Origin of the sequence: Pelagibius sp., assembly GCF_965249265.1 — a bacterium.
Classification (GTDB): Bacteria; Pseudomonadota; Alphaproteobacteria; order Kiloniellales; family Kiloniellaceae; genus Pelagibius.
Genome location: NZ_OZ252224.1, coordinates 2009420 through 2034562, shown reverse-complemented (window position 1 = coordinate 2034562; position 25143 = coordinate 2009420). Strand labels below are relative to the sequence as shown.

Below are 25143 nucleotides of genomic sequence, written 5' to 3'. Positions count from 1 at the left end.
AATACCGGCAATAGCGCATCATAGAGTTCAAGTATTTACAAAAGCTGTGATTCTATCCGTTATGGCCAAGTCTTGGCCTGGGCATCGAAGTTGTCGCGCTGCGGGCGCACGACGCAGAAACGGTGGCCGCTGGGGGCTTCCATCACCCACCAGGTTCTGACCTGTGCAACGCGCTTGGCGCCGAGCCCTTCCAGCCGTTTGACCTCCGCTTCGATGTCATCGGTTTCGATATCCAGGTGGGCCCGTGGGGGATGATCGACCTGCTGAAGCAGCAGTTTTGGAAAGTCGGCCGGCGTGTTGAGATCGCGATAGCGCGGGTCCTGGCCGTCACGCGGCGGCTGAGCGGGCCAGCCAAGCGCCTCGCCCCAGAACGCGGCGTCGCGCTCGAAGTCATCGCCCGGGCAATCAAGCACGACGGCGGCAAGACGGCTTTTGTGCATCACGTATTCCTTTCAGGCGGACTGGGTCAGTTTGCGTAGCTGGCGTCCTCGGCATCGAGCAATCGCTTGAGCGCGGAGAAATGCGCCTCGGCATATTCAAGGGCCACCTCCGGTTTGGTGAAAGTCGTCGCCGCGATGTTGTCGGTCACCCGCTTCAGCGGGCGACCGGTCGAATGCGCCAGCACCTGTACCTGACAGGCACGCTCCAGGTAGTAGAGATCTTCGAAAGCTTTGGCGATGCTGTTCTCAACGACGATGATGCCGTGGTTGGCGAGAAAGAGAACACGCTTGTCACCCATCGCCTCGGCCATGCGGTCGCCCTCCTCCACCTCGCCGGCAATGCCGTTGTAGTTCGGATCGTAGGCAACATCGTTGTAGTAGCGCAGTGCGTTCTGGCTGATCGGCTCCAGCGGCGTATCTTCCAAAGCCGTAAGGGTAGTTGCATAGGGCATATGCGTGTGCAGCACACAGGCCGCCTTGGGGTGACGCATGTGGATGCGCGAGTGGATGCAGAAGGCCGTCGTCTCCAACTCACCGGTTCCTTCCAGCACGGTGCCGGCATTGTCGACCAGCAGCAGGTCGCTGGCGGTAATCTGCGACCAGTGAATCCCGAAGGGGTTGACGAGAAAGCGATCCGTCGTTTCCGGCGGCGCGTAGCTGAAGTGGTTACAGATCCCTTCGTTCAGGTTGAAACGCGCCGCCAACCGCAAAGCCGCCGCGAGATCGATCCTTGCCTGGATCAGGGGGTCTTCCATCCGAGAACTCCTCATACAGCGCCAAAGCCTGGGTCGGCTTGGACTTCAGGGCCCGCCCGGCCCTTCAAATTGGCCACGGGCCGCCTGTAGTGCGGGTATGGCGGCAGGTATGGCGGTCAGGCGAACGTCAGCTTAGACTAGATTGACAGGCGGTCGATTCTCAAGACCAAGCCTTTCGCAATACTCAGGCACCCAGGGGGAAGCTGAAGAGATGGACGTGCGCGCGGCGGTGGCTTTCGGAGCCGGAAAACCCTTATCAATCGAAACGGTTCAATTGGAAGGCCCGAAAGAGGGCGAAGTTCTGGTGGAAGTGAAAGCCACGGGGATCTGCCATACCGACGCCTTCACGCTCTCCGGTGACGACCCGGAAGGCCTGTTTCCTGCAATCCTGGGCCACGAGGGCGCCGGTGTCGTGGTCGATACCGGCCCCGGGGTCACGTCGCTGAAAAAGGGCGATCATGTCATTCCCCTCTACACACCCGAATGCCGCCAGTGCGAGTACTGCCTGAATCCCAAGACCAATCTCTGCCAGGCCATCCGCACCACCCAGGGCCAGGGCCTGATGCCCGACGGCACCAGCCGCTTCTCCTTCGACGGCAAACCGGTGCTGCATTACATGGGCTGCTCGACCTTCGCCAACTACACCGTTGCACCCGAGATCGCCCTGGCCAAGGTGCGCGAGGACGCGCCCTTCGACAAGATCTGCTATATCGGCTGCGGCGTCACCACCGGCGTCGGCGCGGTGATCAATACCGCGAAGGTGGAGCCCGGCGCCAACGTGGTTGTCTTCGGCCTTGGCGGTATCGGCCTCAACGTCATCCAGGGTGCGCGCCTCGTCGGCGCGGACAAGATCGTCGGCGTCGACCTCAACCCCGCGCGCAAAGCGCTGGGCGAGAAGTTCGGCATGACCCATTTCGTCAATCCCAAGGATCTCGATGGCGATCTCGTCGCCCATCTGGTCGAGCTGACCGGCGGCGGTGCCGACTACAGCTTCGAGTGCATCGGCAATGTGAACACCATGCGCCAGGCCTTGGAGTGCTGCCACAAGGGTTGGGGCGTTTCGGTCATTATCGGGGTGGCCGGCGCCGGCCAGGAGATCGCCACCCGCCCCTTCCAACTGGTCACCGGACGGGTTTGGAAGGGCACTGCCTTCGGCGGTGCGCGCGGACGCACGGACGTGCCGCAGATCGTCGACTGGTACATGGACGGCAAGATCAATATCGACGACCTGATCACCCACACCATGCCCCTGGAGGACATCAACAGCGCCTTTGACCTGATGCATGAGGGCAAGTCGATCCGCAGCGTCGTGGTCTTCTAAGACCTCCAGCGCGCGGGTTTTAGAGCCTAGCGGCAAAAAGCTGTATGATGGACCGATTCGTCGGGAACTTTCCTGGCCCTAGAGCAGGTCCCTGTCGTATGGAATCGCTTTAGCGATCCATTCGACAGGGTGAATCTGCTCTAACTGTTTGATGGCGATCGGATTCACATGATTTGACGGAACAACAAATTGGTTCCGTCAAATCATGATCCGATCTAGAGAGTATTCGGGGCGAGCATGGACCTTACTATTGTCAGTCAGCAGCGCTGCTTTGAAGGCACGCAGGGATTCTACAGTCACGAGTCAGCGGTTTGCGGCGGCGTGATGAACTTCTCCGTCTTTCAGCCGCCGCAGGCGAAGGACGGGGCAAAGGTGCCTCTGGTGACCTTTCTCTCAGGCCTTACCTGCACGGAAGAGAACTTCACCACCAAAGCCGGCGCGCAACGCGTGGCAGCGGAACTGGGGATCATGCTGCTGGTGCCGGATACCTCGCCGCGCGGTGCCGGCTATCCGGGCGAAGACAACGACTATGACTTCGGCAGCGGCGCCGGCTTCTACCTGGATGCCACAGAGACCCCCTGGTCGGAACGCTATAAGATGTACAGCTACGTGACCCAGGAGTTACCCACCCTTATGGGTGAGCACTTCCCCGTCGACATGGAACGTCAGGGCATCTTCGGCCACTCCATGGGCGGGCATGGCGCCATCACCATCCATTTGAAGAACCCCGGCGTCTATCGCTCGGTCTCGGCCTTTGCGCCGATCTGCGCGCCCAGCCTCTGCCCCTGGGGACGCAAGGCCTTTGCCGGCTATCTGGGCGACGACGAAACGGCCTGGGAAGACTACGACAGCTGCACCCTGATTCGCCGTCAGCCGTCCGACGCGCAGATCTTCATCGACCAGGGCGCGGAAGATCCCTTTCTCAGCGAGCAGCTTAAGCCCGACCTGCTGGTAGCCGCCTGTGAAGAGGCCGGCCAGCGCTTTGAGTTCCGCATGCAACCGGACTACGATCACAGCTATTATTTCATCCAGACCTTTGTCGAAGACCATCTGCGGCATCACGCGAAGGCCTTGGGTTAGAGCATGTCCGAGTTATGGAAGAAGAGGTCTACCGCAACCCGACGATAGACAAGCGGGCCCTCAAAGCGCTGTCGGAACGCAGCGATGCAAAGGGCTTGATGCAGCTCTGCGGACACCTTGCACTCCTGACTTTTACGACTGCCGCGGTTCTGCTCGCCGCGCATCCCTTGCTCTACGGCCCCGCCCTGCTGGCCCAGGGTGTCGCAATCACCTTTCTCTTCGCACCGCTGCACGAGTGCATTCACCGCACCGCTTTCCAGAACCGCCGGCTGAATGACCTTGTAGCGCGGGTCTGCGGATTTCTGCTGCTGCTGCCGGCCGACTACTTCCGCGCCTTTCATTTTCAGCATCACCGGCATACCCAGAACCCGGCGCAGGACCCCGAACTGGCGGGACCGCCTATCACATCTTTGGCCGCCTATCTGACGCATCTTTCCGGACTGCCCTACTGGCGGGAGAGAACTTCTGCAATGGTCCGCCACGCCCTTGGCGGCATCGATGAGGACTTCATCCCCGCGCGGCAAAAAGCCCGGATCATCGGCGAGGCGCGCTGGCATCTCGCCGCTTACGGCGTCCTGCTGGCCGGCAGTCTCACGGCCGGATCAACGCTGCTGCTCAGCCTCTGGCTGCTGCCGGCGCTGCTGGGCCAGCCCTTCCTGCGCGCCTTCCTGCTGGCGGAGCACAGCGGCTGCCCGCAAACCGACGACATGCTGGTGAACTCGCGAACCACGCAGACCAACGCCGCGCTGCGCTGGCTCTGCTGGAACATGAACCGGCACAGCGCCCATCATGCTTTCCCGGCACTTCCATTTCACGCTCTGCCCGAGGCCGATGCGATGCTGGGCGGAAAGGTGGTAACCCGCAGCAGAGGATATCTGACGGTGCAGCGCGACATCCTGGCCGCGTTACGAAACCGGAGAGGCGATCAGGCCGGCAAGACTCTGTCTTAGGCCAAGCCTTCCTTAGGCCACGTTTCCCTCAGGCCACGTTTCCCTCAGGCCACGTCTTCGCCGGCGACCAAGGCGGGGCCGACACCGATATCGCCGCGGATCTGGCCACCGGTCTTGATCATGATTTCCGCGTAGCGGATGGTACCGCTGACCCGGCCTGACGCTTCGATCGTCAGCAGTCCGCGAACCGTGAGATCGCCGTCGAAATCCCCGGTGATGTTTGCCGTCTCGACGACAGCCCGACCGCGAAACACGCCGCCTGAACGGACCTTCAGATGGTCGGCGGTGAGCGAGGCCTCCACCCGACCCTCGACAACCAGTGTCTGGCAGGACTCGATCTCGCCTTTCACGAAAATACCGTTGCCGACGATCAAGGTGCCCTCGGGCCGCGCATCGGGTGACAAGGTCCGTTTCGTCAGATCAGGTTGCGCGAACCCAAGCGCAGTTTCCCCTGGCCCCGATCCAAATGCAGTATCGCCCGCCGCAACCATGCGGCGCGGTTGAAATCTCTTCGCCATCGCTGCCCAATTCTCCCTATTGGCGGCTTTGCCGCTCATTTGTCACCCGTCTAGGCAAACACAGCCTGCGACCGGAGACAAGCAGGCTATCCACTGAAGGCAAAGATTCTCGATCTTTTTCGCGTCATTGGGGAGATCCGGGGCGGCACCCGGACGAGACCTTAAGGAGCGCCTGCCTGGTGCCCCTGAGCTTCGTCGGGCTGATCACCAACCCGGCTTCCATGCATAAAGACGGCGCCGCCCATCAGCACATCGATCGACCGGCCGTCACTGGCAAGCGGCAGCAGCAGGCGGTGGATTTCCCAGTGTTCGCGCCCGGCAACATGCATCTTGCCCTCGCGGTAACGCGGACCGCCGCCCCGCGCCACCTCGATATGGTGCTCCATCGGGATCCGAATACCGGCCCGTCTTTGGATATCGGCTATGGATTTGCCGCGCAGCGGCATGGAGAACGCATCTTCGACCTGACTGCCGGCAAGACGAAAGTGAAAATCCTCCGCATCGCCCACAACGTCGAGCAGGAAGACGTTGGGCAACAGGTCGGGAATCTCCACCGGATCGATGTCTTGCCGCGAGGGCAGAAGATCGCCCTCACAAAGCGCCCGCCAATAGGCGAAAAGCTTCTGCAGCTTGTTGTCCGGCAGGTCCGCCGGATCAAAAGCCTTCCCCACTGCAACGCCCCTCATCTACCCCCAATGAGTGAGACTATATACTACATGTAGTGGGTTTGGTGAAAGACTTCTTGCGTCCAAGATGATTAGCACAGCCTACTATAAGCTGATTACGCAAGCTGCTGGCAACTGCCGTTGATGGCGGCCGGGGCCTCTAGGCCGACTTGCCGATCACCTGCGGCGGGTCGAAGGAAGTCTCCAGCGGCGAGACGCGCTCCTTGGGAAAGTCGATGCTGACGCAGGTTCCCTTATCCGCCTCGCTGGTCAACGACAGGCTGCCGCCGTGCAGATCGATCAGCCGGCGGGTCAGCGGCAGACCGAGGCCCGTGCCCTCGTACTTCCGGCTCAACGAGGAATCGACCTGGCCGAAGGGTGCCATCGCCTTGGCAATATCTTCCTCGGCGATGCCGATCCCCGTGTCTTCCACCTGCACCCGCAGACCGCCGGTGCCGAGCAGGCGCGCACGGACAGAGACACGCCCGCCCGCATCGGTGAACTTCACCGCGTTGGACAGGAGATTGAGCATGATCTGCTTGACCGCGCGCGGATCGGCCTGCAGCCGGGGCAAGCCGGCGGGCATGTCGAGCACCAGATTGACACCGGCCTCCTCGGCCCGATCCCGCATGATCCGGAAAGAAGCCTTGGTGGCGGCCTGCAGATCGATGGCCTCCTCGTGCAGTTCGAACTTGCCGGCCTCGACCTTTGAAAGATCGAGGATATCGTTGATCAGACTCAGCAAATGCGTGCCGCTGTCGTGGATGTCGATCGCATACTCGCGATAACGCTGGTTGCCCATGGGGCCGAAGAGCTGATCCTTGATGATCTCCGAGAAACCGATGATGGCATTCAGCGGGGTCCGCAATTCATGGCTGACGTTGGCCAGGAAGTCGGACTTGGCGCGGCTGGCGAGTTCTGCTTCTTCCTTGGCGCTGCGTAGCTGGCGCTCGGCGCTGTAGCTGCCGGTCACGTCGTCGTAGGTCGCCAACGAACCGCCGCCCGGCATCGGGCGATGCAGAACATTGATCACCCGCCCGTTGGAGAGGAAGTCCTGCAGCTTGGCTTCCTTTGCACTTGCCGCGGCCGACATGCGGCGCTGGCGCATGGTGGCGGCCTGATCCCTGGTCAGCCCTTCCAGCTTGGCGGTGTAGTCCAGAATCTCCACGAGATCCGTTCCCGGCTGGCCCATCCCGGCCGGCAGGTTGTAGAGGTCGAGGAAACGCTGGTTGCAGATGATCAGGCGCTGATTGACGTCGTACATGGCCAGGCCCTGAACCATGTTGTCCAGGGCGGCGTCCAAGAGGACGTTCTTGTGGCGCAGTTCCTCACCGATGCTGCGCAGTTCCGATTCCCGGCGCCGCAGTTCGGTGATGTTGGTGCTGATCACCACGAAGCCGCCGTCGGCGGTGCGCCGTTCGGCAACCCTGAACCACGCCCCGTCCCGCAGCTCGATCTCAAACGGCGGCCCGGGGTTACGGAAGTGCTGAAGATGCTCCTCGACCCAGAGATGCCAGTTTTCCCCGGCCTGCGGGAAGTTCCCGGCTCCGGCCGCAGCGGTGACGATTTCCTCAAAGCGCATGCCCGGCACCAGAAGGTCTCGTGCACCGGCATAAAGATCCCCATAGCGCCGGTTGCAGAGAACCAGCCGCTCGCCGGCATCGAAGAGGGCAAATCCGCCGGCAAGGGATTCAATGGACTCGCGCAGGCGCTGCTGAGCCGCCGCCGCCGCCAGTTCCGAGCGGCGCTCGCGGAAAATAAAGGCAACAAGAACCACGGTCAGTGAGGCCACGACGATCACGACCAAAATCAGGGCGCCCCGGAAGCGCTCCAGGTTGGCTGCTTCGGTCTGCAGGATCGCCAGCGCGGCACTGTTCGCCTCGCCGAACAGCTTGGCGATCTCCTGGCGTGCGGCACCGACCCGCTCCTGCGCCAGGTCGAGAACGACCTCGGAGTCCGGCGCCAAGCCCTGAACACCATCGGTAAGCCAGAGTTTGAGGTCGCTCGCCACAGGTTTCAGGGTCGCATACATCGAGGCGATGCCGATCTGGCTGCTGAACTCGTAGGAGTCGTTGAGATCCTCGATCCGCCGCTCGATCAGTTCGATCCGATCGACCACGGCCTGTCGATTATCCGCCGTCGGAGCGGTTCTCGCCTCGCGGATTGCATCTTGCAGATAGACAAGGTCATCGATGATGAAGACAACGTCACGCTCCTGACGCAGCACCTCGACCGGCAACACCTGCTTCAGTTGCGAAATGCTGGCCTCGACATAGAGCACCAGGGCCGTCGTCCCGATCAACACCGCGGCAATAAATGCCGCGGGCCAACGCGAAAGCAACGGTCGCTTGGTTGTCTCTGTCCGGTTCATCTCATTCCGCATAACGACGTCACGTTCCTTGGCCGCTCGACCTTCCGGTCGAAGAACCGCTTCGTGCACCTTTCGCGCCTCCCACCCCGACACATTTGGGTCAACAGGTGCGCGCAACAGTTGTTCGAAGTATCCTTTATCCTACCCACCGTCTCCCCCTTGCCGGGCCGATCTGATGCAGCTTCCCGGCGCATGGATGGATAAAGGAATCAATTACAAACAAAAACAGTTATTTATCGTTCTTTCTTGCAATCTCATAGAGTCTGATCCTAACAGTTTATTAATAGGAAAATGGCGTTAACAATTGGTAAAGGTCCTCATCCCTGATCAAGGGCAAAATTGGGGCAAACTTCCTAGAACCTGAGGAGAAAGCGTTGGATATCAGCAAGATCCCTGTGGGCACCAACCCACCTTGGGACGTTAACGCGATCATCGAGGTGCCTCTGGGCAGCGTTCCGGTGAAGTACGAAATGGATAAACATTCCGGCGCGATCTTCGTCGATCGCTTTCTCCATACCGCAATGCATTATCCCCTGAACTATGGATTCGTGCCCCACACGCTTTCCAACGACGGCGATCCGGTCGACATCCTGGTGGTAAACTCGGTGCCTGTCATTCCCGGGGCCGTGGTGCGGGTGCGCCCCATCGGTGTGCTGATCATGGAGGACGAAGCCGGCGAAGATGAAAAGCTCTTGTCGGTGCCGGTCGACGACCTTCACCCTTTCTACGCCAACGTTTCCTCATTCCGCGACCTGCCGAAAATCCTGCTCGACCAGATCGCCCATTTTTTTGGGCATTACAAGGATCTGGAGCCGGACAAGTGGGTCAAGGTGAAACGCTGGGGTGAGGCCGACGAAGCCTGCAAGCTGATTGAGCAGGCGATCATTGAGGCGGAAAAAGAGAACAGCTGAGATGGGCGCGACGGACCGTTTGAGGGCCGCGCTCGCGGCCCAGCCCCGCGTGAGTCTTGCCCACCTTCCGACGCCAGTCGAGCCCCTGCCCCGCTTGTCGGCCGCGTTGGGTGGCCCGCGCATTCTGGTGAAACGCGACGATTGCACCGGCCTCGGCCTCGGCGGCAACAAGACGCGGAAGCTCGAGTTTCTGATGGCGGAAGCACAGCAGCAGGGCGCCGACACGGTCATCACGACCGGGGGTATCCAATCCAACCACGTGCGCCAGACGGCGGCAGCAGCGGCGAAACTGGGCTTGGCCTGCGAACTGGTTTTGACGCGGGTCGTGCCCTGGGGTGGCGATGATTACGAGCGGAGCGGCAACATCCAGCTGGACCGCCTGTTCGGCGCCACCGTCCACCTTCATGACGGCGGCACGGACCGAAACACCGCAATGGCGGCGTTGGCTACCGCGCTGAAAGCCGACGGCAAAAGGCCCTTCACGATCCCGACCGGCGGCTCCAACGTGACCGGGGCCTTGGGCTATGCCGCCGCGGCCCTGGAGGTTTTCGAACAGCTTCACACCCTGGGCGTCAAACCCAAAGCGATCCTGCACGCCTGTTCGAGCGGCGGCACCCAGGGAGGCCTCAGCGCCGGCCTCGCCGCGATCGACCCGGCGCTGCGGGTCGTCGGTGTGGACGTGGATGCCAACCCGGAATCCGTCGAGGGTACGGTTCGCCAGCTCGCCGAAGAAGTCTGGGCCCTGCTGAATCTGGATGGCGCACTGCCACCGGACTGTATCACGCTGGAGTCTGGTTACGCCGGCGAGGCCTATGGGTTGCCGACCACGGCCATGCGTGAGGCGGTAAACCTCTGTGCTGAGCTGGAGGGACTGCTGCTCGACCCGGTTTACAGCGGCAAGGCCATGGCCGGTCTCATCGGCATGATCCGCGCAAATCTTTTCAGGAAGGATGACACGGTCGTCTTCCTTCACACCGGCGGCACCCCAGCGCTCTTTCCTTACCGTGATGCTTTGGAAAGCTGAGTGCCCAACTCGCATCTCGCAAGGTTTCAGTCAGCGATGGCCGATCTGCCTACCATTAAGTCAGGAAACACCGAGCATCAGCGCCGCCGTCGGAACCAAAGCCTGAAAGCGCCCCAGTGTTTCTAGATCCTGTTCTGTTTTGGGACGAGGCCGGCGTCAGCTCCGCACGGGCGACCTTGGCAACCCTTCTGCTGGCCATGGTGATCGACCTCTTGCTGGGCGACCCGAAGTGGCTCTACCGCCTTGTGCCGCACCCGGTGGTGATCATCGGCGGCGCCATCGCCGCCCTGGAGAGGTTGCTGAATCGCCAGGCCGAAACACGACATCGGCGGATAGTCCTAGGGGCCTGCTGCACCTTGTCGATCCTGCTGGCCTGTGCCGCTGCAGGCCTGGCCCTGCATCTGCTGTTGCGCGGGCTGCCTTGGGGATGGATTGTCGAGGCCATCCTCGCCAGCAGCCTGCTGGCTTTCCGCAGCCTCTATGATGCCGTCCGTGCGGTCGCCAAAGGGCTGGAAGAGAATCTGGATGCCGGCCGCGCGGCCGTGCGCCATATCGTGGGGCGCGACCCGGAAAGCCTGGATGAGGCCGGAATAGCCCGGGCAGCCGCCGAATCGGCCGCCGAAAACTTCTCGGACGGCTTCGTCGCGCCGGTCTTCTGGTACCTGATCTTCGGCCTTCCCGGCCTCCTCGCCTACAAGGCAATCAACACCCTGGACAGCATGATCGGTCACCGCAATGCCCGTTACGAAGCTTTCGGCAAGGCTTCGGCGCGGCTCGACGATCTCGCCAACTTCCTGCCCGCGCGCCTCGCCGGCCTGTTTATCGTCCTGGGGGCCCTGCTGGTGCCCGGCGCCAGCATGAAAAAGGCCTGGTCGACCATGCTGCGGGACGCCCCGAAGCACCGCTCCCCCAATGCCGGCTGGCAGGAAGCCGCCCTTGCAGGCGCCCTGGGACTGGCGCTGGCGGGGCCGCGGCACTACGGCGGGCAGGTGGTCGATGACGGCTGGATGGGGGACGGGCGCTTCACCTTGCACGCAGGCGATCTGGCAAAAGTGCTGGATCTCTATCTTGCTGCCGGGGGCGTTGCCTTTGCTGTAGTCGGCGCAGGCTTGCTGAGTCTCTGATGTCGGTCAGGAGGCCGCCGGCTTCAGACGCAGGGGCAGGCCGGCGGCGACAAAGACGACCGAATCCGCAACCGCCGCCAGGGCCTGATTCAGGCGGCCGGCATCATCGCGGAAGCGCCGCGACAGGGCATCGCCTGGAACGATACCCAGACCGACCTCATTGGAGACGAAGACCACCGGGCCGCACAGGCCCGGCAGGCAGCCAAGCAGGCGATCAACCTCACTATCAACATTCAATTCACTGAACAAAATATTGGAAAGCCACAATGTTAGACAATCGACGAGGATAACCGTATCGGCCTTTGCCTGTGCTTGAAGAGCCGTAGAGAGAGCCAGCGGCTCCTCGTGGGTGCGCCACCCCTCACCGCGCCGTTCGCGATGCAGGCGGATTCGCTCCGTCATCTCGTCGTCGCCCGCCGTCGCCGTCGCCAGATAAACCCAGTCGCCCGGCTGCGATTCGACCAGCTTCTCGGCATAGCCGGACTTTCCGGACCGGGCGCCGCCCAGCACCAGGGTCACTGGCGGAATGGAAAAAGAGGTCATAGTCTCACTGAAGCAGCTGGGTCCCGGGAACGTAGCTGGGTCTTGCGGCTGTGGCTGGGATTCGCGAAAGTGCGGGCCTGCCTCAGTGTGATGCGCCTGAGGGAGGCTGTCCATATCCGTGGCTCCCGTCGGGCCCGGCAAGGCCGAATATAATCGGGCCGCGGACGGATCGGACCACGGATGGAACCATTTTACCGGCGCGCCGGCGTGCCGCCGCTGTTGGGGGTGTTTGAATGAGCGTTACCGTCGTTGAACAAACAAGAAAAAGAAACTGGAAAAAGGTTCTGCGGGGCAGCTGCCTGGCTGCGGCCACCGCCACCCTGGTGGCACCGCTTGCCGCCCAGGGACAGGACAACGCCGGGGCATCAGCCAGCGCAACCTTCTTCACCGGACCGGGTTTCGCCGGCCAATCGAAGACTCTGACTCTGGCCGCCGATCAGCCCTATCAGGCCATTCCTTTCGTCGGCGACGAGTTGAACGAAAAGATCGGTTCCCTGCGGGTCGACCCCGGGCTTGGCGTCATCCTGTTCCAACGCCCCTACTTCGCCAACCGCGACGATGCCTGTGGCTTGAACCTGGGCACACGGGAAAACCGCAAGGCCTGGTGGCTGGGTCTGACAGCGGATTTCGAACCGCCAACGGCCCTTGCTGCCGAGCAGCCTTACGAGACCGCCGAGATGCAGGATGACGATTACTCCTCGGTGATCGCCTATCGCCGCGACCTCGGACCACCGCCGGGTTTTCTGCTGATGGAACGCCGGAGCTATTACAATCGCGCTTGCGAGAATTCCGACGAGCAGAGCTACTTCAACCGGCTCTTCGTTCCCGTGCCGAACCCGCCCAGCCGCGAGGCCTGTGTCGATCTCTCCGTCGTCGCCAACAGCTATGGCGCGGGCGCGGATGCGCCGAAGTTCTCCCGGCTCAGTGAGGCAGTAGCCCTGCAGCCGGAGAGTTTCAGCCCCCGCTATCAAGGCGCGGACCACCGCTTCACGCTTTCCGTCTTTGCCGGTGCCGGATGCAGCGGCCCCTCGATCACGCTGACCAGCAGCGAAGGTGGACGCCCGGCGCGCCACAAGCTGAAAGACTTTGATTTCGACCGCCGCGCCCAATCGGTCCTGATCCGCTATCAGCGGGGACCTCTCGACCCTTATCTTGAGGCCGCTTCGGTTGCCGCCGCGACGCCGCCCCCAAGTGCGCCGGCTGCACCCGCACCTGCCACAACCGCACCCGCCACAACCGCACCGGCACAGACGGCACCGGCTGCCAGCACCTTCACCTCGCAGAGCCAGGCAGGCCAACCAGCCGTCCCGGCCGCGCAAAGCAATCAGGGGCTGCAACCGCAGCCCCCCGCGCCGGCCAGCCCTTCACCGCAAGCAAGCGGCGGCGGCCTGCAACCGGCGCCGCCCAGCGCGCCCGTCCAGCAGCAGCAGGCCCTGCAGCCGAGCCCGGTGCCAGCCGCGCCTGTCCAGCCGGCCGTTACCGCACCCCCGCGGGCACCCAGCGGCCCGCAGGAGGAGACCTTCCGTTTTCCGGTACATCAGGTCTATCGCCTGAATTTCTGTGTCGAGGGAGATGCCGGCTGTGGCGATCCGGCGGCCAATACCTGGTGTGAAAGCCAGGGCTTCAGCCGGGCTGCCCGATGGGCCAGGGAAGAGAATATCGGCGCGCTCTATCCCACGGTCTTCATCGGCAGTGGAGCCATTTGCGACAAGTTCCTCTGCGATGGCTTTGAGGAGATCACCTGTACGCGCTGAGCGCTCACAACCGCCGCAAAGAAAAGGCCCCGTCTGCGGAAGCGGACGGGGCCTTTGTCTTAGAGGGATGCAGTCGTCTAAACGTTAAAACCGGCATCCCCAACCATCAGCATGGACAAATAGTAGGGATCGGGTTGCTGCGGCTGCTTGGCGACCGAGAGGTAATAGGGATCGGGCCGCTTCGGGCGATCCACGCCGGCAAGATTGTCACCACCCGGCGCCATCTCCAGCGAGGCCGGATCAGAGGCCCCATCGATCACTTCGTCCGATACCGGTTCCTGCACAGCAGGTTCGACCTTCTTCGGTGCGATCACCAAGGGTTCCTCAGGCGGCAGCACGGCGAGCAACTCGCCCGGTTCGAAATCCGCCCAGGCGGGCGGTTCCAAGAGGCGTGCCACGGCGGTGGCAATTACCGACAGCGGGCCCTCTCCATCACCCGCATCCTGCCGCAGGCCCTGGCCGTCCGGCTGCAGGGAGCTGGTCTGCTCCCCCTCACCGGCCGTGTTCGGCATCATCAGCGGGATCGGACCGTCCCCGGTCTGCGGCGGACTATCAGGATCACCGTCTGCATTTGCGGACGGCGCACCCTGCCCCTCCAGTGGCCTGATTAAGACAGGCGCGGAAGCACCACTGTCCGGTGCCGGCGCAAGGGGGACATTGGGCAAGGCCGCGGTATAAGCCGCTTCAAGATTGTGGAGCACGGTTTCATCCGCACCGGGCTCGACGGCAACCTCCGCCAGCACCGCGATCGCTTCGTCTCGGTTACCGTCCAAAGCGAGCGACAAGCCGAGATTGTTTCGCGCCGAGAGATAGTACGGATCCCGCTCCAACGCCGAGCGATAGAGCGCCTGCGCGGCCTGATGTTCCCCCGCCTGATCACGAATGATACCCAACGCATTATAAGGGCGCGGGTCTGCGGGGTTGCGCGTCATCGCATGATTGAACTGGGTCGCAGCCAGAGTGGTGCGCCCTGATTCCATGTAGACCTTGCCGAGACCGTAGAGCGCTTCGGCATGGCCCGGGTGCTGGGCCAGCAGTGCCGAATAAGTCTGCGCCGCGGCATCGTCACGGTCCATGGTCTTCAGAAGACCGGCGATACGCATCAAAACGTCGGGATCGTCCGGGCTCAACTCATGCGCCCGCGCACAGAGGCCGAGGGCGGTAATGTATTTGCCCTCTCCCGCCAAGCGGTCGCAATAGCGCACCAGACGTTCGGCCCGGCTAGCGTCATCCTTGCCGAAATCCGCCGGCGCAAAGCTGGCCGGTCCGTGCGAAGTGCCCGCACAGCCGACTACCAAGCCTGCCAGGGCCAGGACGCCTGCGATCCGCCGAAGGGGGCGGCCGATAGCTCCATATGTCATTCCTGGTTCTCCGCATCACAGGGAAACGGCCGCCGGGACCCTGTCAGGGCCGATCATCAGGGCGGTCCTCTCCCGCATTAACGAAACAAGACTGAGGCCAAGTCTAGGCGCTGGGTGCTTAAGGGAAGGCTAAGGTATTCAAAACATTTGAGAGATTTGCCGAATGGCCATCGCTGCGGAGACCGGCGAATTAGTCACAAGTTGTGGCAAAACCCATTCTTAATGATCTTCTGTAATCCTAGTCTGATTGACATGTAGTCATCCAGGAAACAGCAAGATGCTCATACGTATTATCCTCTTCTCCTATTTCGCCCTCTGGGGCCTGAGCAGCCTGATCGAGGTATCGGGCCCTTCCTGACGCGCCGCTGCGGCAGGAACGACCGCTCATGTGAAGACCGTCGACACCTGCCAGCCTGTTTCAGGAAGCCTCAGAACCGGCTTGCGCCAAATCAGGCGCGGAAAAGCAGCCACCATCGGGCTGGTTCCGACTGATTTATCTAAAATTTGAATTATTGTTGGCGTCCACTTCCAGACAGCTGTGACAACACTGTGTTCACGGGGATTTTGTCTGTGTGGCTTCATGTTCGTTTACCCTCGATTAACTTTCATTACTTACCCTGGGGGAGGCTTAAGGGAGTGGTTCCCAAAGGTTTGAGTGGGAGAAGGTCATGAGGACCCAGACAGCAACAAGAGGTCGCCCGGCTGGCGAGGCAACCCAGGACGCCGCCCACAAAAGCGCGGCGCGTACAACTCTGTCGAAGCAGAAATCCGGCCGGCTTTACTCGTGGAAGATCACCCTCTTCCAGAGCCTCGGCCGAGAACTGCATGCGCTTCACCGCCAGCAGCAGGAACGTGCCTTCATGGCCACGTCGCATGGCCTGGACTACTGTGAGCGCAAGGTACAGATCGGCCACCTTCACTAGCAGCCTTCAGGGGCGCCGATCTATCAAGGGTTCAGACAAAGCAGTCGAAAACCGAAAGCAGCCTGCAAAGCCGGTGTCAGCGCGGGTTGGTCCAGGGGCGCCGGCGAGAGTGGCCCCCGCAGGCTCTATTGATCATCGATGGAAACAAGAACCCAGCGCGGTCAGCCGCAGCCGTAGGCGCTCCACATGGTGTACTTCAGCTCACCGGTGACGCAGGCCCAGTAGACCTCGGAATCCGGATCCGCGCTCCGGTACGCACAGGCCGACTCGACAATCTGCAGCATACGCCCGCAGACGCGATGCTGATGCCAGGGCTTTGATTCCAGCCCCTGGGCGCCACCGTCACCAGGCTGGCCGGATACATCACGGGATACCAGAAGAAAGCCCTGGTCCTTCAACCAGTGGCTCAAGGACCAGCCGTTCCCGCCGCCCGTGGCGGTGCCGTTCCCCGTAACAAGAACGGCGCCAACAGCAAGGCCGGCAACGACGAGCCCGGTCGCGAGCATAAAGCGCCAGTTGTTCAGGCGGACCCAGGATCCGATCGCAACATCTTGCAGTCTGTCGTCGGCGCTGACCATTCGGCTCCACAGCCCTTGGAGGATGGAAAAACGGGATTGGGTAGCTGCCGAAATTGTACGGCCCGCCTGCTTAGGAAGCCGTTAATCGGGGTCTTTTTGTTCGGTTTCAGCGCAGAGCGATTCCTTCAGGGCGCCGGCTCCAGATGCCTGATGACATAGACTTCGCAGCGCGCGGTATCCTGGTCCTTAACGGCATAGATCAGGTTCGGGACCGCCAGACCCTCGGGGTCATAAAGGCTCCAATGTCCGCCGACAACGGCGCCATGAACAAAGCCGCCCAGCCGGATCGACAGAAAGCGCTCGCGCTTTTGTCGGAAGCGTCCGCTGCGGCAGAGATCGGTGAGGCCGCGATCGCGGTCAAAATCCCGCAGCGGACGATCATCCTCATAAATCATGTGCGCGTTCTTGCGCGGATTGACCGGCCGTCGGGGCGGTACCGGGGCCTCCACCGGCCCACGCAAAGCGGGCAAGGCAGGCGCCAGCGGCAGGTGGTGGCGGTCGGCCAGAACCGACCCGGAGGGCAGCAAGACCGCCAGGAGACCAGCGAGAGCGAGGGCTCTTTGAAATCGGTACATGGCCGCAGGCTAGAGCCAAAGCCTTACCGGATCGTCAAACGCCCCTTCACCCGCCAAAAAGAAAAGGCGGCCCGCTTTGCAGCGGACCGCCCTTTTTCAAGGTCATGTCAGAGCCTACTGAAGATAGTCGTAGGCGCCGTCCTTCCACTCGTAGAAGACATAACCCGGCGCGGTGACATCGCCCTTCTCATCGAAGCCGATGTTGCCCAGAACGGTATCGAACTGGTTGGCCTGGAGAGAGGCAATCACCGGATCGATATCGGTGCTGCCGGCTTTCTCCACCGCCTGTGCCCAGGCCTGGATGGCACCATAGGTGTAGAGCACATAGCCTTCCGGCTCGACGCCCTTGTCGCGGAAGACCTTCACGACCGGTGCCGCTACGGGGTTCTTCCGGGGATCGGGGCTGAAGGTCATCAGCGTGCCTTCACCGGCATCACCGGTGATGGACCAGTACTCATCCGTGACCAGCGCATCGCCGGAGATCAGAAGCGTGTCCATACCCTGGTCGCGCATCTGGCGGACCATCAGGCCGGCTTCGGTGTGATAACCGCCGACATAAAGCACATCGATAGAGTTCTGCTTCAACTTCGAAACCAGCGCGGTGTAGTCCTTCTCACCAGCCGTATAGGCTTCGTAGAGCGATTCCGTCACACCGGCCGAGTTCAGGTTCTTGCGGGTCTCGTCCGCCAAGCCCTTACCGTAGGCCGTCTTGTCGTGAACGATAGCGATGTTCTTGGCACCGAACCTATCGGCCAGGAATGCGCCAGCGACTTCACCCTGCTGATCGTCACGCCCGCAGACGCGGAAGACGTTGTCGCCGCCCTCTTCCGTCAAAGCCGGATTGGTCGACGCGGGAGAGATCTGGATGATGCCTTCCTCCTCATAGACCTGAGAGGCCGGAATGGAGGAACCGGAACAGAAGTGCCCGGCCATGAAGACCACGCCCTTGTTGACCATCTGGTTGGCCACGGCCACCGCCTGCTTCGGATCGCAAGCGTCATCGCCCACTTCCAGAACAAGCTGCTGGCCGAGCACACCGCCGGCGGCATTGATGTCGGCCACCGCCTGCTCGGCACCGGCTTTCATCTGCTGACCGAAGCTGGCGTACTGACCGGTCATCGGCCCGGCCGTCGCGATCACGATGTCCGCCTTGGCAGCCGTGACCGACAAAGTCGTCACCGCCGCCGCGGCCATAAGTACCGAAGTAAATTTACGCATAGGGGTTTACCTCCCGTCTTGCTTGAAATCCCTGTCTCTCACTTATACCCGGCGTGGCGCCTGAGGGCCCCTCCACACCTTGGTCATACCGTTTCGGCAGACAGCTTAGGCAGGCCTGCGAAGGCCCGCAATCCCTTTTATTCCAAAGACTTCACCCTAGCCCGCAGAGCGCTCGCGCCACCCGAAAGGTCCGGCGCGCTCATACAGCCAGGGATACTGCGCCACCATGGAGCGTGCGCGGGTCAGCCGATAGGACAGCAGCGCAATGGCCATAATGATCGCGGTATCGATAACATATCCGCTGAGGAGCAGCAGTTCGCCGCCGAACAGGCTGAAAATAATGAAACGGTCGGCCAGCCCCAGAAGGCAGGAGTAGCCCACCGCCTGCCAGGCCGGCCGCCAATTGGCGCTCAGCGCATGTCCGGTCATAAAGGCGGCACCGCCGGTGAGAACCACCGTCACCGCGATGAAAACCGGCAGAGAAGTCCCCAACAGGTCGATCATGCCACTCCTTTCGCCGAGTATCGCAGGCCCTGCGTCATCGTCTAGTGCCCGCCCTCAAGATAGGCGGCCCGCACTTCCGGCATCGCCAGCAGTTCTTCACCCGCACCACTCAGCGTAATGCGACCGTTCACCATCACATAGCCGCGGTTGGCGAGCTTCAGCGCGTGAAAGGCATTCTGCTCCACCAGGAAAATAGTCATCCCTTCGCGCTGATTGATGTCCTTCAGCACCGCAAAGATCTGTTTCACGATCAGCGGCGCCAGACCGAGAGACGGCTCATCCAGCAACAGCAGGCGTGGCCGGCTCATCAAAGCCCTGCCGATGGCCAGCATCTGTTGCTCGCCGCCCGAAAGGGTCCCGCCGCGCTGCTGCTGGCGCGACTTCAAGATCGGAAACAGCGTGAACACCCGGTCCAGATCATCATCGAAGTGTTCCGGCGGCGCCACGGTGGCGCCCATCTGCAGATTCTCCATGACCGTCATGCGGGGAAAGATCCGCCGCCCCTCCGGCGACTGGGCGACCCCCAGCCGCACGATGTCGTGGGCCAGCATGGAGGTGATGTTCTGACCATCGAAGTGAACACTGCCCACCGCGGCACGCGGGTTGCCGAAGACCGTCATCAACAGCGTCGACTTGCCGGCGCCGTTGGCGCCGATCAGGGTGACGATTTCGCCCTGCTCCACATCCAGGTCGACGCCGCGCAGGGCTTCGATATTGCCATAGAAGGAGTGGACGCCGGCGATCGAAAGCATGGCCATGTCAGCGCCCCTCCCCATCGTTGCCGGAATCCGCTTCGGCCGCGAGATCGGCCGCGACTTCCGGCGGGATCTCGTCGTCCTCTTCCTCACCCAGATAGGCCCGGATCACCGTCGGGTCACCGCGGACGAAAGACGGCGTCCCGTCGGAAATCTTGCGGCCGTAGTCCAGAACGACGATGTGGTCGGAGATTTCCATCACCACGCTCATGTCGTGTTCGATCAGCAGCAAACCGATCTGGTGCTTTTCTTTGATGTAGAGCAGCAACGCATTCAGCTCGGCCGATTCCCGCGGGTTGAGCCCGGCCGCCGGCTCGTCGAGACAGAGCAGCACCGGGCGGCTGCACATGGCTCTGGCGATCTCCAGGCGGCGCTGCGCGCCGTAAGGCAGGTCGCCGGCATTGTCGTCGGCGCGGTCGATCAGGTTCACCTGCTCCAGCCAATAGCGCGCGTAGTCGACAGCCTCGTGTTCCGCCTTTCGGTAACCACCGATACCCAGCAGGCCGAAAACCGAGTAGCCGGAGGCGACCATCAGGGCATTGTGCTGCGCCACCATGAGGTTCTCGAGCACGGACATGGCGGGGAAAAGCCGAATGTTCTGAAAGGTGCGGCCGACATGGGCCTTCTGGGCGATGCGAAAATCGTCCATCCGTTCGAGAAAATGCTGGCGCCCTGAACTGTCCAGGGTAAGGCGTCCGACCGTCGGCTTGTAGAAACCCGTAAGGCAGTTGAAGAGCGTTGTCTTGCCGGCGCCGTTGGGGCCGATAATGGCAGTGATCTCCGCATCGCCGGCGGCAAAGGATACATCATTGACCGCCACCAGACCGCCGAACCGCATGGTCAGGTGCTCCACCGTCAGCAGCGGCCGCGCGCCGCTCGGCACTGTCGTGTCGTGGGGATCGTGACTCGGTGAATCCGCCTCGGCCAGGGTCATGACGTCCCTCCCTTCGGCGTATCGTTCAGACGCAGGGTCGGGTCGCGGTGAGACAGCAGGCCGCGGGGACGCCAGACCATGATCAACACCATGGCGCCGCCGAAGGCCAGCATGCGGAACTGCTCCAGTTCGCGGAACAGCTCGGTACCGCCGATCAGCAGCACTGCGGCGATCACCACGCCGATCTGGCTGCCCATGCCGCCCAGCACCACGATGGCGAGGATCACCGCGGACTCAACGAAGGTGAAGCTCTCCGGCGAGATGAAGCCCTGGCGCGTCGCGAAAAAGGAACCAGCGAAACCGCCGAACATGGCGCCGATGGCAAAGGCCGTCAGCTTGGTGTTGGTGGGGTTGATGCCGAGGGAACGACAGGCGATCTCGTCCTCCCGAAGCGCCTCCCAGGCGCGGCCGACCGGCAACTTGCGAATGCGCAGAGTGAAGAAATTGGTGATCAGCGCCAGCACCAGGATCAGGTAGTAGAGGAACATGATGCGGTGCATCGAAGAGAAGTCGAGCCCGAAGAAGGTATGGAACGACTGCTCGCCTTCCTGTACCCGCCGGCTGAAAGGCAGACCGAAGAAACTTGGCCGCGGAATGCCCGAGATTCCGTCCGGCCCCCGCGTGAACTCATACCAGTTCAGCAACACAACCCGAATGATCTCACCGAAGCCCAGTGTCACGATGGCCAGATAGTCGCCGCGCAATCGCAATACGGGAAAGCCGAGAATGACGCCGAAGGTGGCCGCGAAAAGCCCGGCAAGCGGCAGGCAGATCCAGAACGAAAGATCGAAATGGACGGCGATCAGGGCGTAGGAATAGGCTCCCACCGCATAGAAAGCGACATAGCCGAGATCGAGCAAACCAGCCAGACCGACAACGATGTTCAGACCCCAACCCAGCATGATGTACATCAGCACCAGGGTCGCGATGTCGACGATATAGCGGTTCGAGAACGGCATCCACGGCAGCGCAATGGCAATGACGATGAACAGCGGGCCCGCAACCTTGGCCGCTTTCTGAACACTGGCCCCGATGCGGTCCATCACCACTTCGCGCTCGGCGCGTTTGGCCGGACTGCGTGTCTCCCGCCTCAGCGCCAGGAGGAAGCGGCCGGCGAAAACCACCGCAACCGAAAACGCCACCCAGTCCCAGCGATACTCAAGCCCCAGACCGCCGGTAATGGTGACCGTGCGTATCCCGATGATCGAAATCGCCAGGCCGAACATGACCAGGGCCGCAAGGCCGGCCTCTTTCAGAAGGGCCGGCAAGTCGACATTCGCCGCCCAGCCGGGCTTATCCGCCTCAACAGCCATGGCTCAGACCTTCTCGACTTCGGGGCGACCCAACAGACCGGTGGGACGGAAGATCAACACCAGGACCAGAATGGAGAAGGCAGCCACGTCTTTGTATTCGATGGTGAAGTAAGCCGACCAGAAGGTCTCGATCAACCCGATCAGCAGGCCGCCGAGCATGGCGCCGGGCAGCGAGCCGATGCCGCCGAGCACAGCCGCAGTGAAGGCCTTAATGCCGGCCAGAAAGCCGATGTAGAAATCGATCACGCCGTAGTAGACCAGGAACAGGATGCCGGCGACCGCCGCAAGGCCCGCACCGGTCACGAAGGTCAGCGAGATCGTGCGGTCCACATTGATGCCCAGCAGCGCGGCCATGGTGCGGTCCTGCTCACAGGCCCGCTGCGCCCGGCCCAGCGACGTACGGGCGATGATCAGGGCAAAGATCGTCATCAAGGCGACCGTCGTCACCACGATCATGATCTGCACGTAGCTGAGCTGCACGGCGAAACCGTCGGTCTCCATCAGGGTGACACCGCCCTGAACCACCGGCGGCATCGGGCGCACCCGCGCGCCCTGCAGCAACTGCACATAGTTCTGCAGGAAGATCGACATGCCGATGGCCGAGATCAGCGGCGCCAGCCTGTGCGAGCCGCGTAGAGGCCGATAGGCCAGACGTTCGACCGTCCAGCCGTAGACCGAGGTCAGAAGCATCGCAACGACCAGCACAATCAGCAGTGCCAGAGGCACCCAGGTGATGCCCGCGAGGCCAAGAATGAGAAAGGTGATCAGACCGATAAAGGCGCCGATCATGAAGATGTCGCCATGGGCAAAATTGATCATGCCGATGATCCCGTAAACCATCGTATAGCCAATGGCGATCAATCCGTAGATCGCCCCCAGGGTGACCCCGTTGATTAACTGCTGAAGGAAATACTCCATGTACCCCGTCTGCCGGGGTGCTGTTCGCCCCGGCCCCTGCTTCATTGATTTAAGCGGGTCCTTGATCGTTCGGGAAAGCCGCCCGCCAGCCTTTTCATCCCCCTGTAACGCTTCCAGCCGCGAACCTTACGCCAAATCGCGCAAGCGTCAAACGCTATCACTCCCGGCTGGCTCAAGACCCGTCTCAGTCCCGGCCAAGGCTGTCTAACCGGGCTTTCGGCAAGCGTTATGCGTCTTTCGCATGCCTATGATGCAGCGCAACATTTTCGTTGCAACAGTCTGAAATATACATACATTTTTAACCGTGCACTGCAATAACAAGTGCGGTTTAGGGAGGTGCTCAAGAGAAACACCAAAGCAAGGACGTTTCCAGATGAAGCACCAAAGCAACGAAGTTATCGGGGCCGAAGCGGCCACCGCCGAGAGCGCTATCAACCGCGCGCCGGAGGGAATCGAGTTCACGCTGGATCGAGATCAGATCGAGCGCTACATCGCCGAGGGCCGGCGCATGCAGGCCGAAGCCATCGCGACGTTTTTCAAGCGCCTCTTCGCCCGCATCGCCAGCGCGCAGCCAAAATCCGATGAGACGAAGGGGACCGGCCAGACCGCCGGCAATCCCGCTCTCCAGGCGTAACCAGGCAGCCGTCAGCGACCGCCGTTTCACCTGTCTGTTGCGCCCGGCGGCGATCCGCAGGAGCGATCAACACAGGCCGGGCGGCGGTCGGGAATCGGAGTAACGATGTTTGCTGTTCGCAAGCTGTCGGCCTGTGATGCCGACCAGCTGAAGGGGCATCTGCGACGCCTCTCTGCCGATGATGTCCGATTGCGTTTCGGGCACGCTGTCAAAGATGCCGGCCTGGATAGCTATGCCGAGGCCATCGACTGGTCGCAGACCTGGGCGGTGGGTGTCTTTGACAAGGATCGTCTGCACGGGGTCGTCGAACTGCGCAGGATCGGTTCCTGCTGGTCCAGGAATGCCGAATTGTCTGTCTCGGTAGAAGGCCCCTATCAGAAGCAGGGCCTGGGCACCCGCCTGGTCGCCGAAGCGCTGCTGGTCGCGCGGAACCGCGGCCTTCGCACGGTCTTTCTGCTTTGCCTTCCGGATAATCAGCCGATCAAAAAGATCGTGCGAAAGTTCTCCGGGGAACTGACCGCAGTCGAAGGCGATGTCGAGGCCCGCATCCGTACCATGCAACCGACCCCGCTGTCGGTCATGACCGAAGTCTTCGGGGACGGCTGTGCGCTGTTGCTCAGCCTGCTCGGTCAAAGCACCGACGTCCCAATGGGCGGCCGCGGCCGGGCCTGAAACCGGAAGCCCGCTACCACAGCATCAAGACGCCCTCACCCTGCTGCATGGCGTAGTAGAGGCGCAGACGCAGAATGTAGCGCCGGCCGCGGCGCAGCCGCACGGTGATCTTGGCATTGAAGTCGCTGCCGCTGTCGTCGTCGCCGTCCATGTAGAACGGCTGTCCGTCGACCTCCTCGAACAACACCATCACCGTATCCATGCCGCCGAAGGTCTGCATGCTGTACAGGCGGCTGCGCTCCGGCTCGATCGCGAAGTTCAACTGCTCGCCCGGAAGGATGCTGATGCGCTGGGATTCATAGGGCCGCAGCCTGGGCTCGCGATTGATCATCGGGTAAAAGGCCACCGCCCGGTCGATATCGATGGGCGAGAGGCCCGGCGCCGGAATCAAGGATTGAGTCTTGTAAATCGCGGGCAACGTGATCAGCCCGGGCCCGAAGCGATAGTGCATGATCGAATCCGGGTCCCACTCCGAACCTTCGACCAGGGAGGGGTCGATCTTGCGGAGGATGTTGTGGCGGATCTGATCCTCCGGCCAGTTGTTGGGCGGGCCGGAGAAGTTGGCAATCACCGCCGCCTCGTCCCAGACGATCCCGGCGTTGGGATTCTGATGCTCATGGGGAAAGCCCAGGGCGTGACCGATTTCGTGCAATGCGGTGTCGCGGCCATAGGGAGTGGTCAGGTCCCAGCCGAAGTTCATGGTGCGCTTGCGCGGATCGCTGGCGTGATCGACGGCATCCCGGCCAACATAGGACCAGGAGCCGTCGCGGTGATCAAATCCGATGCGGATCTCCGCCTCTTCCGGCGCATCGACCTCATTGAAGACGAGACCCAGTCCCAGATCCTTCCACTCCTGAAAGGCATCGCGCACCGCCTGTTCCTGATTGTCGGCGCCACGCCAGGCCGCGGGCTTGCGAAAGAAGTAGTAGCTGAGCGCCGTGCCGTTCACCCACTTCTTGTCCATGAAGCGGATCAGCGAGGCGCGGAAGGGATCCATGGTCGGCGCAAGGTCGCGCTCGGGCGACGACGGCAAAGCGCAGATCTTCACCTCCGCGCTCTCACCAGTCTTTCTGGGAGCGGTCTTTCTGGGAGCGGTCTTCCCGGGAGCGGTCTTTTTGGGAGCAGTCTTCCTAGGGCTGGCTTTACGAGAGGTTTTGGCTTTTTTCTTACGCGGCTTTTTGCTGGCCATGGCGCATTCCCCTTGCTGGCAGGCGGAGGTCGCCGCGGCCGCCAAGCCCACCCACAACCGCGGGCAGGCGAACGGCAGCCCGGATCAACCGGACAAGGCTAGCACAAATGATT

Annotated in this window: 26 protein-coding genes; 10 read left to right on the top strand and 16 right to left on the bottom strand. The window is 62.0% G+C overall.

Going from position 1 to position 25143, the window contains the following annotated elements; translation table 11 throughout:
* Window positions 1–59: 59 nt before the first annotated feature.
* Both ACP146_RS09695 and ACP146_RS09690 read right to left on the bottom strand, forming a co-directional pair.
* Window positions 60–440, bottom strand: coding sequence for a VOC family protein (locus ACP146_RS09695; RefSeq protein WP_422366551.1), 381 nt, complete (start codon window positions 438–440; stop codon window positions 60–62).
* A 26-nt stretch (window positions 441–466) separates the two neighbouring features.
* Complete coding sequence (locus tag ACP146_RS09690) at window positions 467–1195, bottom strand: aldolase (protein ID WP_422366550.1); 729 nt, start codon at window positions 1193–1195, stop codon at window positions 467–469.
* Between the two features lie 211 nt (window positions 1196–1406).
* Between ACP146_RS09690 and ACP146_RS09685 the strand changes: the two genes are divergently transcribed.
* From ACP146_RS09685 to ACP146_RS09675, 3 genes are all read left to right on the top strand, one after another.
* Window positions 1407–2516 carry an S-(hydroxymethyl)glutathione dehydrogenase/class III alcohol dehydrogenase gene (locus ACP146_RS09685; protein ID WP_422366549.1) on the top strand — a complete coding sequence of 370 codons (1110 nt, stop codon included), beginning with the start codon at window positions 1407–1409 and terminating at the stop codon, window positions 2514–2516.
* A 237-nt stretch (window positions 2517–2753) separates the two neighbouring features.
* Complete coding sequence (gene fghA / locus ACP146_RS09680) at window positions 2754–3596, top strand: S-formylglutathione hydrolase (RefSeq protein WP_422366548.1); 843 nt, start codon at window positions 2754–2756, stop codon at window positions 3594–3596.
* Window positions 3597–3610: 14 nt separating this feature from the next.
* Window positions 3611–4546, top strand: a complete 936-nt coding sequence (locus ACP146_RS09675; RefSeq protein WP_422366547.1) for a fatty acid desaturase — start codon at window positions 3611–3613, stop codon at window positions 4544–4546.
* Window positions 4547–4590: 44 nt separating this feature from the next.
* Here the strand turns inward: ACP146_RS09675 and ACP146_RS09670 are convergent, their stop codons facing one another.
* The 3 genes from ACP146_RS09670 to ACP146_RS09660 all read right to left on the bottom strand — a co-directional run bounded on the left by ACP146_RS09670 (window position 4591) and on the right by ACP146_RS09660 (window position 8100).
* Complete coding sequence (locus ACP146_RS09670; protein ID WP_422366546.1) at window positions 4591–4950, bottom strand: bactofilin family protein; 360 nt, start codon at window positions 4948–4950, stop codon at window positions 4591–4593.
* A gap of 275 nt (window positions 4951–5225) precedes the next feature.
* Window positions 5226–5735 carry a PAS domain-containing protein gene (locus tag ACP146_RS09665; RefSeq protein ID WP_422366545.1) on the bottom strand — a complete coding sequence of 170 codons (510 nt, stop codon included), beginning with the start codon at window positions 5733–5735 and terminating at the stop codon, window positions 5226–5228.
* A gap of 154 nt (window positions 5736–5889) precedes the next feature.
* Window positions 5890–8100: a PAS-domain containing protein gene (locus ACP146_RS09660; RefSeq protein WP_422366544.1), complete on the bottom strand. Its 2211-nt coding sequence runs from the start codon at window positions 8098–8100 to the stop codon at window positions 5890–5892.
* 374 nt (window positions 8101–8474) lie between these two features.
* Between ACP146_RS09660 and ppa the strand changes: the two genes are divergently transcribed.
* The 3 genes from ppa to cbiB all read left to right on the top strand — a co-directional run bounded on the left by ppa (window position 8475) and on the right by cbiB (window position 11159).
* Complete coding sequence (gene ppa, locus ACP146_RS09655) at window positions 8475–9011, top strand: inorganic diphosphatase (RefSeq protein WP_422366543.1); 537 nt, start codon at window positions 8475–8477, stop codon at window positions 9009–9011.
* Between the two features lies 1 nt (window position 9012).
* Window positions 9013–10035 carry a D-cysteine desulfhydrase gene (locus ACP146_RS09650; protein WP_422366542.1) on the top strand — a complete coding sequence of 341 codons (1023 nt, stop codon included), beginning with the start codon at window positions 9013–9015 and terminating at the stop codon, window positions 10033–10035.
* A gap of 116 nt (window positions 10036–10151) precedes the next feature.
* Window positions 10152–11159 (top strand): adenosylcobinamide-phosphate synthase CbiB, encoded by a 1008-nt coding sequence (gene cbiB, locus ACP146_RS09645; RefSeq protein WP_422366541.1) that lies wholly within the window; start codon window positions 10152–10154, stop codon window positions 11157–11159.
* A gap of 6 nt (window positions 11160–11165) precedes the next feature.
* Here the strand turns inward: cbiB and cobU are convergent, their stop codons facing one another.
* Window positions 11166–11702, bottom strand: a complete 537-nt coding sequence (cobU, locus tag ACP146_RS09640) for a bifunctional adenosylcobinamide kinase/adenosylcobinamide-phosphate guanylyltransferase (protein WP_422366540.1) — start codon at window positions 11700–11702, stop codon at window positions 11166–11168.
* A gap of 233 nt (window positions 11703–11935) precedes the next feature.
* Here cobU and ACP146_RS09635 point away from each other — a divergent pair, with 233 nt between their 5' ends.
* Window positions 11936–13456 carry a hypothetical protein gene (locus ACP146_RS09635; protein ID WP_422366539.1) on the top strand — a complete coding sequence of 507 codons (1521 nt, stop codon included), beginning with the start codon at window positions 11936–11938 and terminating at the stop codon, window positions 13454–13456.
* A gap of 77 nt (window positions 13457–13533) precedes the next feature.
* Here the strand turns inward: ACP146_RS09635 and ACP146_RS09630 are convergent, their stop codons facing one another.
* Entirely contained in the window at window positions 13534–14817 is a 1284-nt protein-coding gene (locus ACP146_RS09630) for a tetratricopeptide repeat protein (protein ID WP_422366538.1), read from the bottom strand.
* Window positions 14818–15485: 668 nt separating this feature from the next.
* On the opposite strand from ACP146_RS09630, the gene ACP146_RS09625 reads away from it, so the two are divergent.
* On the top strand, window positions 15486–15740 hold the full coding sequence (locus ACP146_RS09625; RefSeq protein WP_422366537.1) for a hypothetical protein: 255 nt from the start codon (window positions 15486–15488) through the stop codon (window positions 15738–15740).
* Window positions 15741–15901: 161 nt separating this feature from the next.
* Here the strand turns inward: ACP146_RS09625 and ACP146_RS09620 are convergent, their stop codons facing one another.
* From ACP146_RS09620 to ACP146_RS09585, 8 genes are all read right to left on the bottom strand, one after another.
* A complete protein-coding gene (locus ACP146_RS09620) occupies window positions 15902–16318 on the bottom strand; it encodes a hypothetical protein (protein ID WP_422366536.1) in 417 nt (138 codons plus the stop codon).
* A gap of 125 nt (window positions 16319–16443) precedes the next feature.
* On the bottom strand, window positions 16444–16893 hold the full coding sequence (locus tag ACP146_RS09615) for a hypothetical protein (protein ID WP_422366535.1): 450 nt from the start codon (window positions 16891–16893) through the stop codon (window positions 16444–16446).
* Window positions 16894–17007: 114 nt separating this feature from the next.
* On the bottom strand, window positions 17008–18111 hold the full coding sequence (locus ACP146_RS09610; RefSeq protein WP_422366534.1) for a branched-chain amino acid ABC transporter substrate-binding protein: 1104 nt from the start codon (window positions 18109–18111) through the stop codon (window positions 17008–17010).
* 156 nt (window positions 18112–18267) lie between these two features.
* Window positions 18268–18615, bottom strand: a complete 348-nt coding sequence (locus tag ACP146_RS09605; RefSeq protein WP_422366533.1) for a DUF6867 family protein — start codon at window positions 18613–18615, stop codon at window positions 18268–18270.
* Between the two features lie 41 nt (window positions 18616–18656).
* Window positions 18657–19367 (bottom strand): ABC transporter ATP-binding protein, encoded by a 711-nt coding sequence (locus tag ACP146_RS09600; protein ID WP_422369638.1) that lies wholly within the window; start codon window positions 19365–19367, stop codon window positions 18657–18659.
* Between the two features lie 7 nt (window positions 19368–19374).
* Window positions 19375–20208 (bottom strand): ABC transporter ATP-binding protein, encoded by an 834-nt coding sequence (locus tag ACP146_RS09595; RefSeq protein ID WP_422369637.1) that lies wholly within the window; start codon window positions 20206–20208, stop codon window positions 19375–19377.
* 92 nt (window positions 20209–20300) lie between these two features.
* Entirely contained in the window at window positions 20301–21617 is a 1317-nt protein-coding gene (livM, locus tag ACP146_RS09590; protein ID WP_422366532.1) for a high-affinity branched-chain amino acid ABC transporter permease LivM, read from the bottom strand.
* A 3-nt stretch (window positions 21618–21620) separates the two neighbouring features.
* Window positions 21621–22535, bottom strand: a complete 915-nt coding sequence (locus ACP146_RS09585) for an ABC transporter permease subunit (RefSeq protein ID WP_422366531.1) — start codon at window positions 22533–22535, stop codon at window positions 21621–21623.
* A 373-nt stretch (window positions 22536–22908) separates the two neighbouring features.
* Between ACP146_RS09585 and ACP146_RS09580 the strand changes: the two genes are divergently transcribed.
* Complete coding sequence (locus ACP146_RS09580; protein ID WP_422366530.1) at window positions 22909–23169, top strand: RSP_7527 family protein; 261 nt, start codon at window positions 22909–22911, stop codon at window positions 23167–23169.
* Window positions 23170–23274: 105 nt separating this feature from the next.
* On the top strand, window positions 23275–23841 hold the full coding sequence (locus ACP146_RS09575) for a GNAT family N-acetyltransferase (protein ID WP_422366529.1): 567 nt from the start codon (window positions 23275–23277) through the stop codon (window positions 23839–23841).
* Window positions 23842–23854: 13 nt separating this feature from the next.
* Here ACP146_RS09575 and ACP146_RS09570 read toward each other — a convergent pair whose 3' ends face one another.
* On the bottom strand, window positions 23855–24889 hold the full coding sequence (locus tag ACP146_RS09570; protein WP_422366528.1) for a matrixin family metalloprotease: 1035 nt from the start codon (window positions 24887–24889) through the stop codon (window positions 23855–23857).
* Window positions 24890–25143 lie beyond the last annotated feature (254 nt).

What these genes read in the sequence shown, in the direction of transcription:
- ACP146_RS09585 (WP_422366531.1), bottom strand. Translation starts at nt 22,535, where the DNA reads ATGGAGTATTTCCTTCAGCAGTTAATCAACGGGGTCACCCTGGGGGCG.
- ACP146_RS09650 (WP_422366542.1), top strand. Translation starts at nt 9,013, where the DNA reads ATGGGCGCGACGGACCGTTTGAGGGCCGCGCTCGCGGCCCAGCCCCGC.
- ACP146_RS09660 (WP_422366544.1), bottom strand. Translation starts at nt 8,100, where the DNA reads ATGAACCGGACAGAGACAACCAAGCGACCGTTGCTTTCGCGTTGGCCC.
- fghA (WP_422366548.1), top strand. Translation starts at nt 2,754, where the DNA reads ATGGACCTTACTATTGTCAGTCAGCAGCGCTGCTTTGAAGGCACGCAG.
- ACP146_RS09595 (WP_422369637.1), bottom strand. Translation starts at nt 20,208, where the DNA reads ATGCGGTTCGGCGGTCTGGTGGCGGTCAATGATGTATCCTTTGCCGCC.
- ACP146_RS09685 (WP_422366549.1), top strand. Translation starts at nt 1,407, where the DNA reads ATGGACGTGCGCGCGGCGGTGGCTTTCGGAGCCGGAAAACCCTTATCA.
- ACP146_RS09630 (WP_422366538.1), bottom strand. Translation starts at nt 14,817, where the DNA reads ATGACATATGGAGCTATCGGCCGCCCCCTTCGGCGGATCGCAGGCGTC.
- livM (WP_422366532.1), bottom strand. Translation starts at nt 21,617, where the DNA reads ATGGCTGTTGAGGCGGATAAGCCCGGCTGGGCGGCGAATGTCGACTTG.
- ACP146_RS09695 (WP_422366551.1), bottom strand. Translation starts at nt 440, where the DNA reads ATGCACAAAAGCCGTCTTGCCGCCGTCGTGCTTGATTGCCCGGGCGAT.
- ACP146_RS09600 (WP_422369638.1), bottom strand. Translation starts at nt 19,367, where the DNA reads ATGCTTTCGATCGCCGGCGTCCACTCCTTCTATGGCAATATCGAAGCC.
- ACP146_RS09690 (WP_422366550.1), bottom strand. Translation starts at nt 1,195, where the DNA reads ATGGAAGACCCCCTGATCCAGGCAAGGATCGATCTCGCGGCGGCTTTG.
- ACP146_RS09605 (WP_422366533.1), bottom strand. Translation starts at nt 18,615, where the DNA reads ATGATCGACCTGTTGGGGACTTCTCTGCCGGTTTTCATCGCGGTGACG.
- ACP146_RS09615 (WP_422366535.1), bottom strand. Translation starts at nt 16,893, where the DNA reads ATGTACCGATTTCAAAGAGCCCTCGCTCTCGCTGGTCTCCTGGCGGTC.
- ACP146_RS09575 (WP_422366529.1), top strand. Translation starts at nt 23,275, where the DNA reads ATGTTTGCTGTTCGCAAGCTGTCGGCCTGTGATGCCGACCAGCTGAAG.
- ACP146_RS09625 (WP_422366537.1), top strand. Translation starts at nt 15,486, where the DNA reads ATGAGGACCCAGACAGCAACAAGAGGTCGCCCGGCTGGCGAGGCAACC.
- ACP146_RS09635 (WP_422366539.1), top strand. Translation starts at nt 11,936, where the DNA reads ATGAGCGTTACCGTCGTTGAACAAACAAGAAAAAGAAACTGGAAAAAG.
- ACP146_RS09580 (WP_422366530.1), top strand. Translation starts at nt 22,909, where the DNA reads ATGAAGCACCAAAGCAACGAAGTTATCGGGGCCGAAGCGGCCACCGCC.
- cobU (WP_422366540.1), bottom strand. Translation starts at nt 11,702, where the DNA reads ATGACCTCTTTTTCCATTCCGCCAGTGACCCTGGTGCTGGGCGGCGCC.
- ACP146_RS09620 (WP_422366536.1), bottom strand. Translation starts at nt 16,318, where the DNA reads ATGGTCAGCGCCGACGACAGACTGCAAGATGTTGCGATCGGATCCTGG.
- ACP146_RS09610 (WP_422366534.1), bottom strand. Translation starts at nt 18,111, where the DNA reads ATGCGTAAATTTACTTCGGTACTTATGGCCGCGGCGGCGGTGACGACT.
- ACP146_RS09675 (WP_422366547.1), top strand. Translation starts at nt 3,611, where the DNA reads ATGGAAGAAGAGGTCTACCGCAACCCGACGATAGACAAGCGGGCCCTC.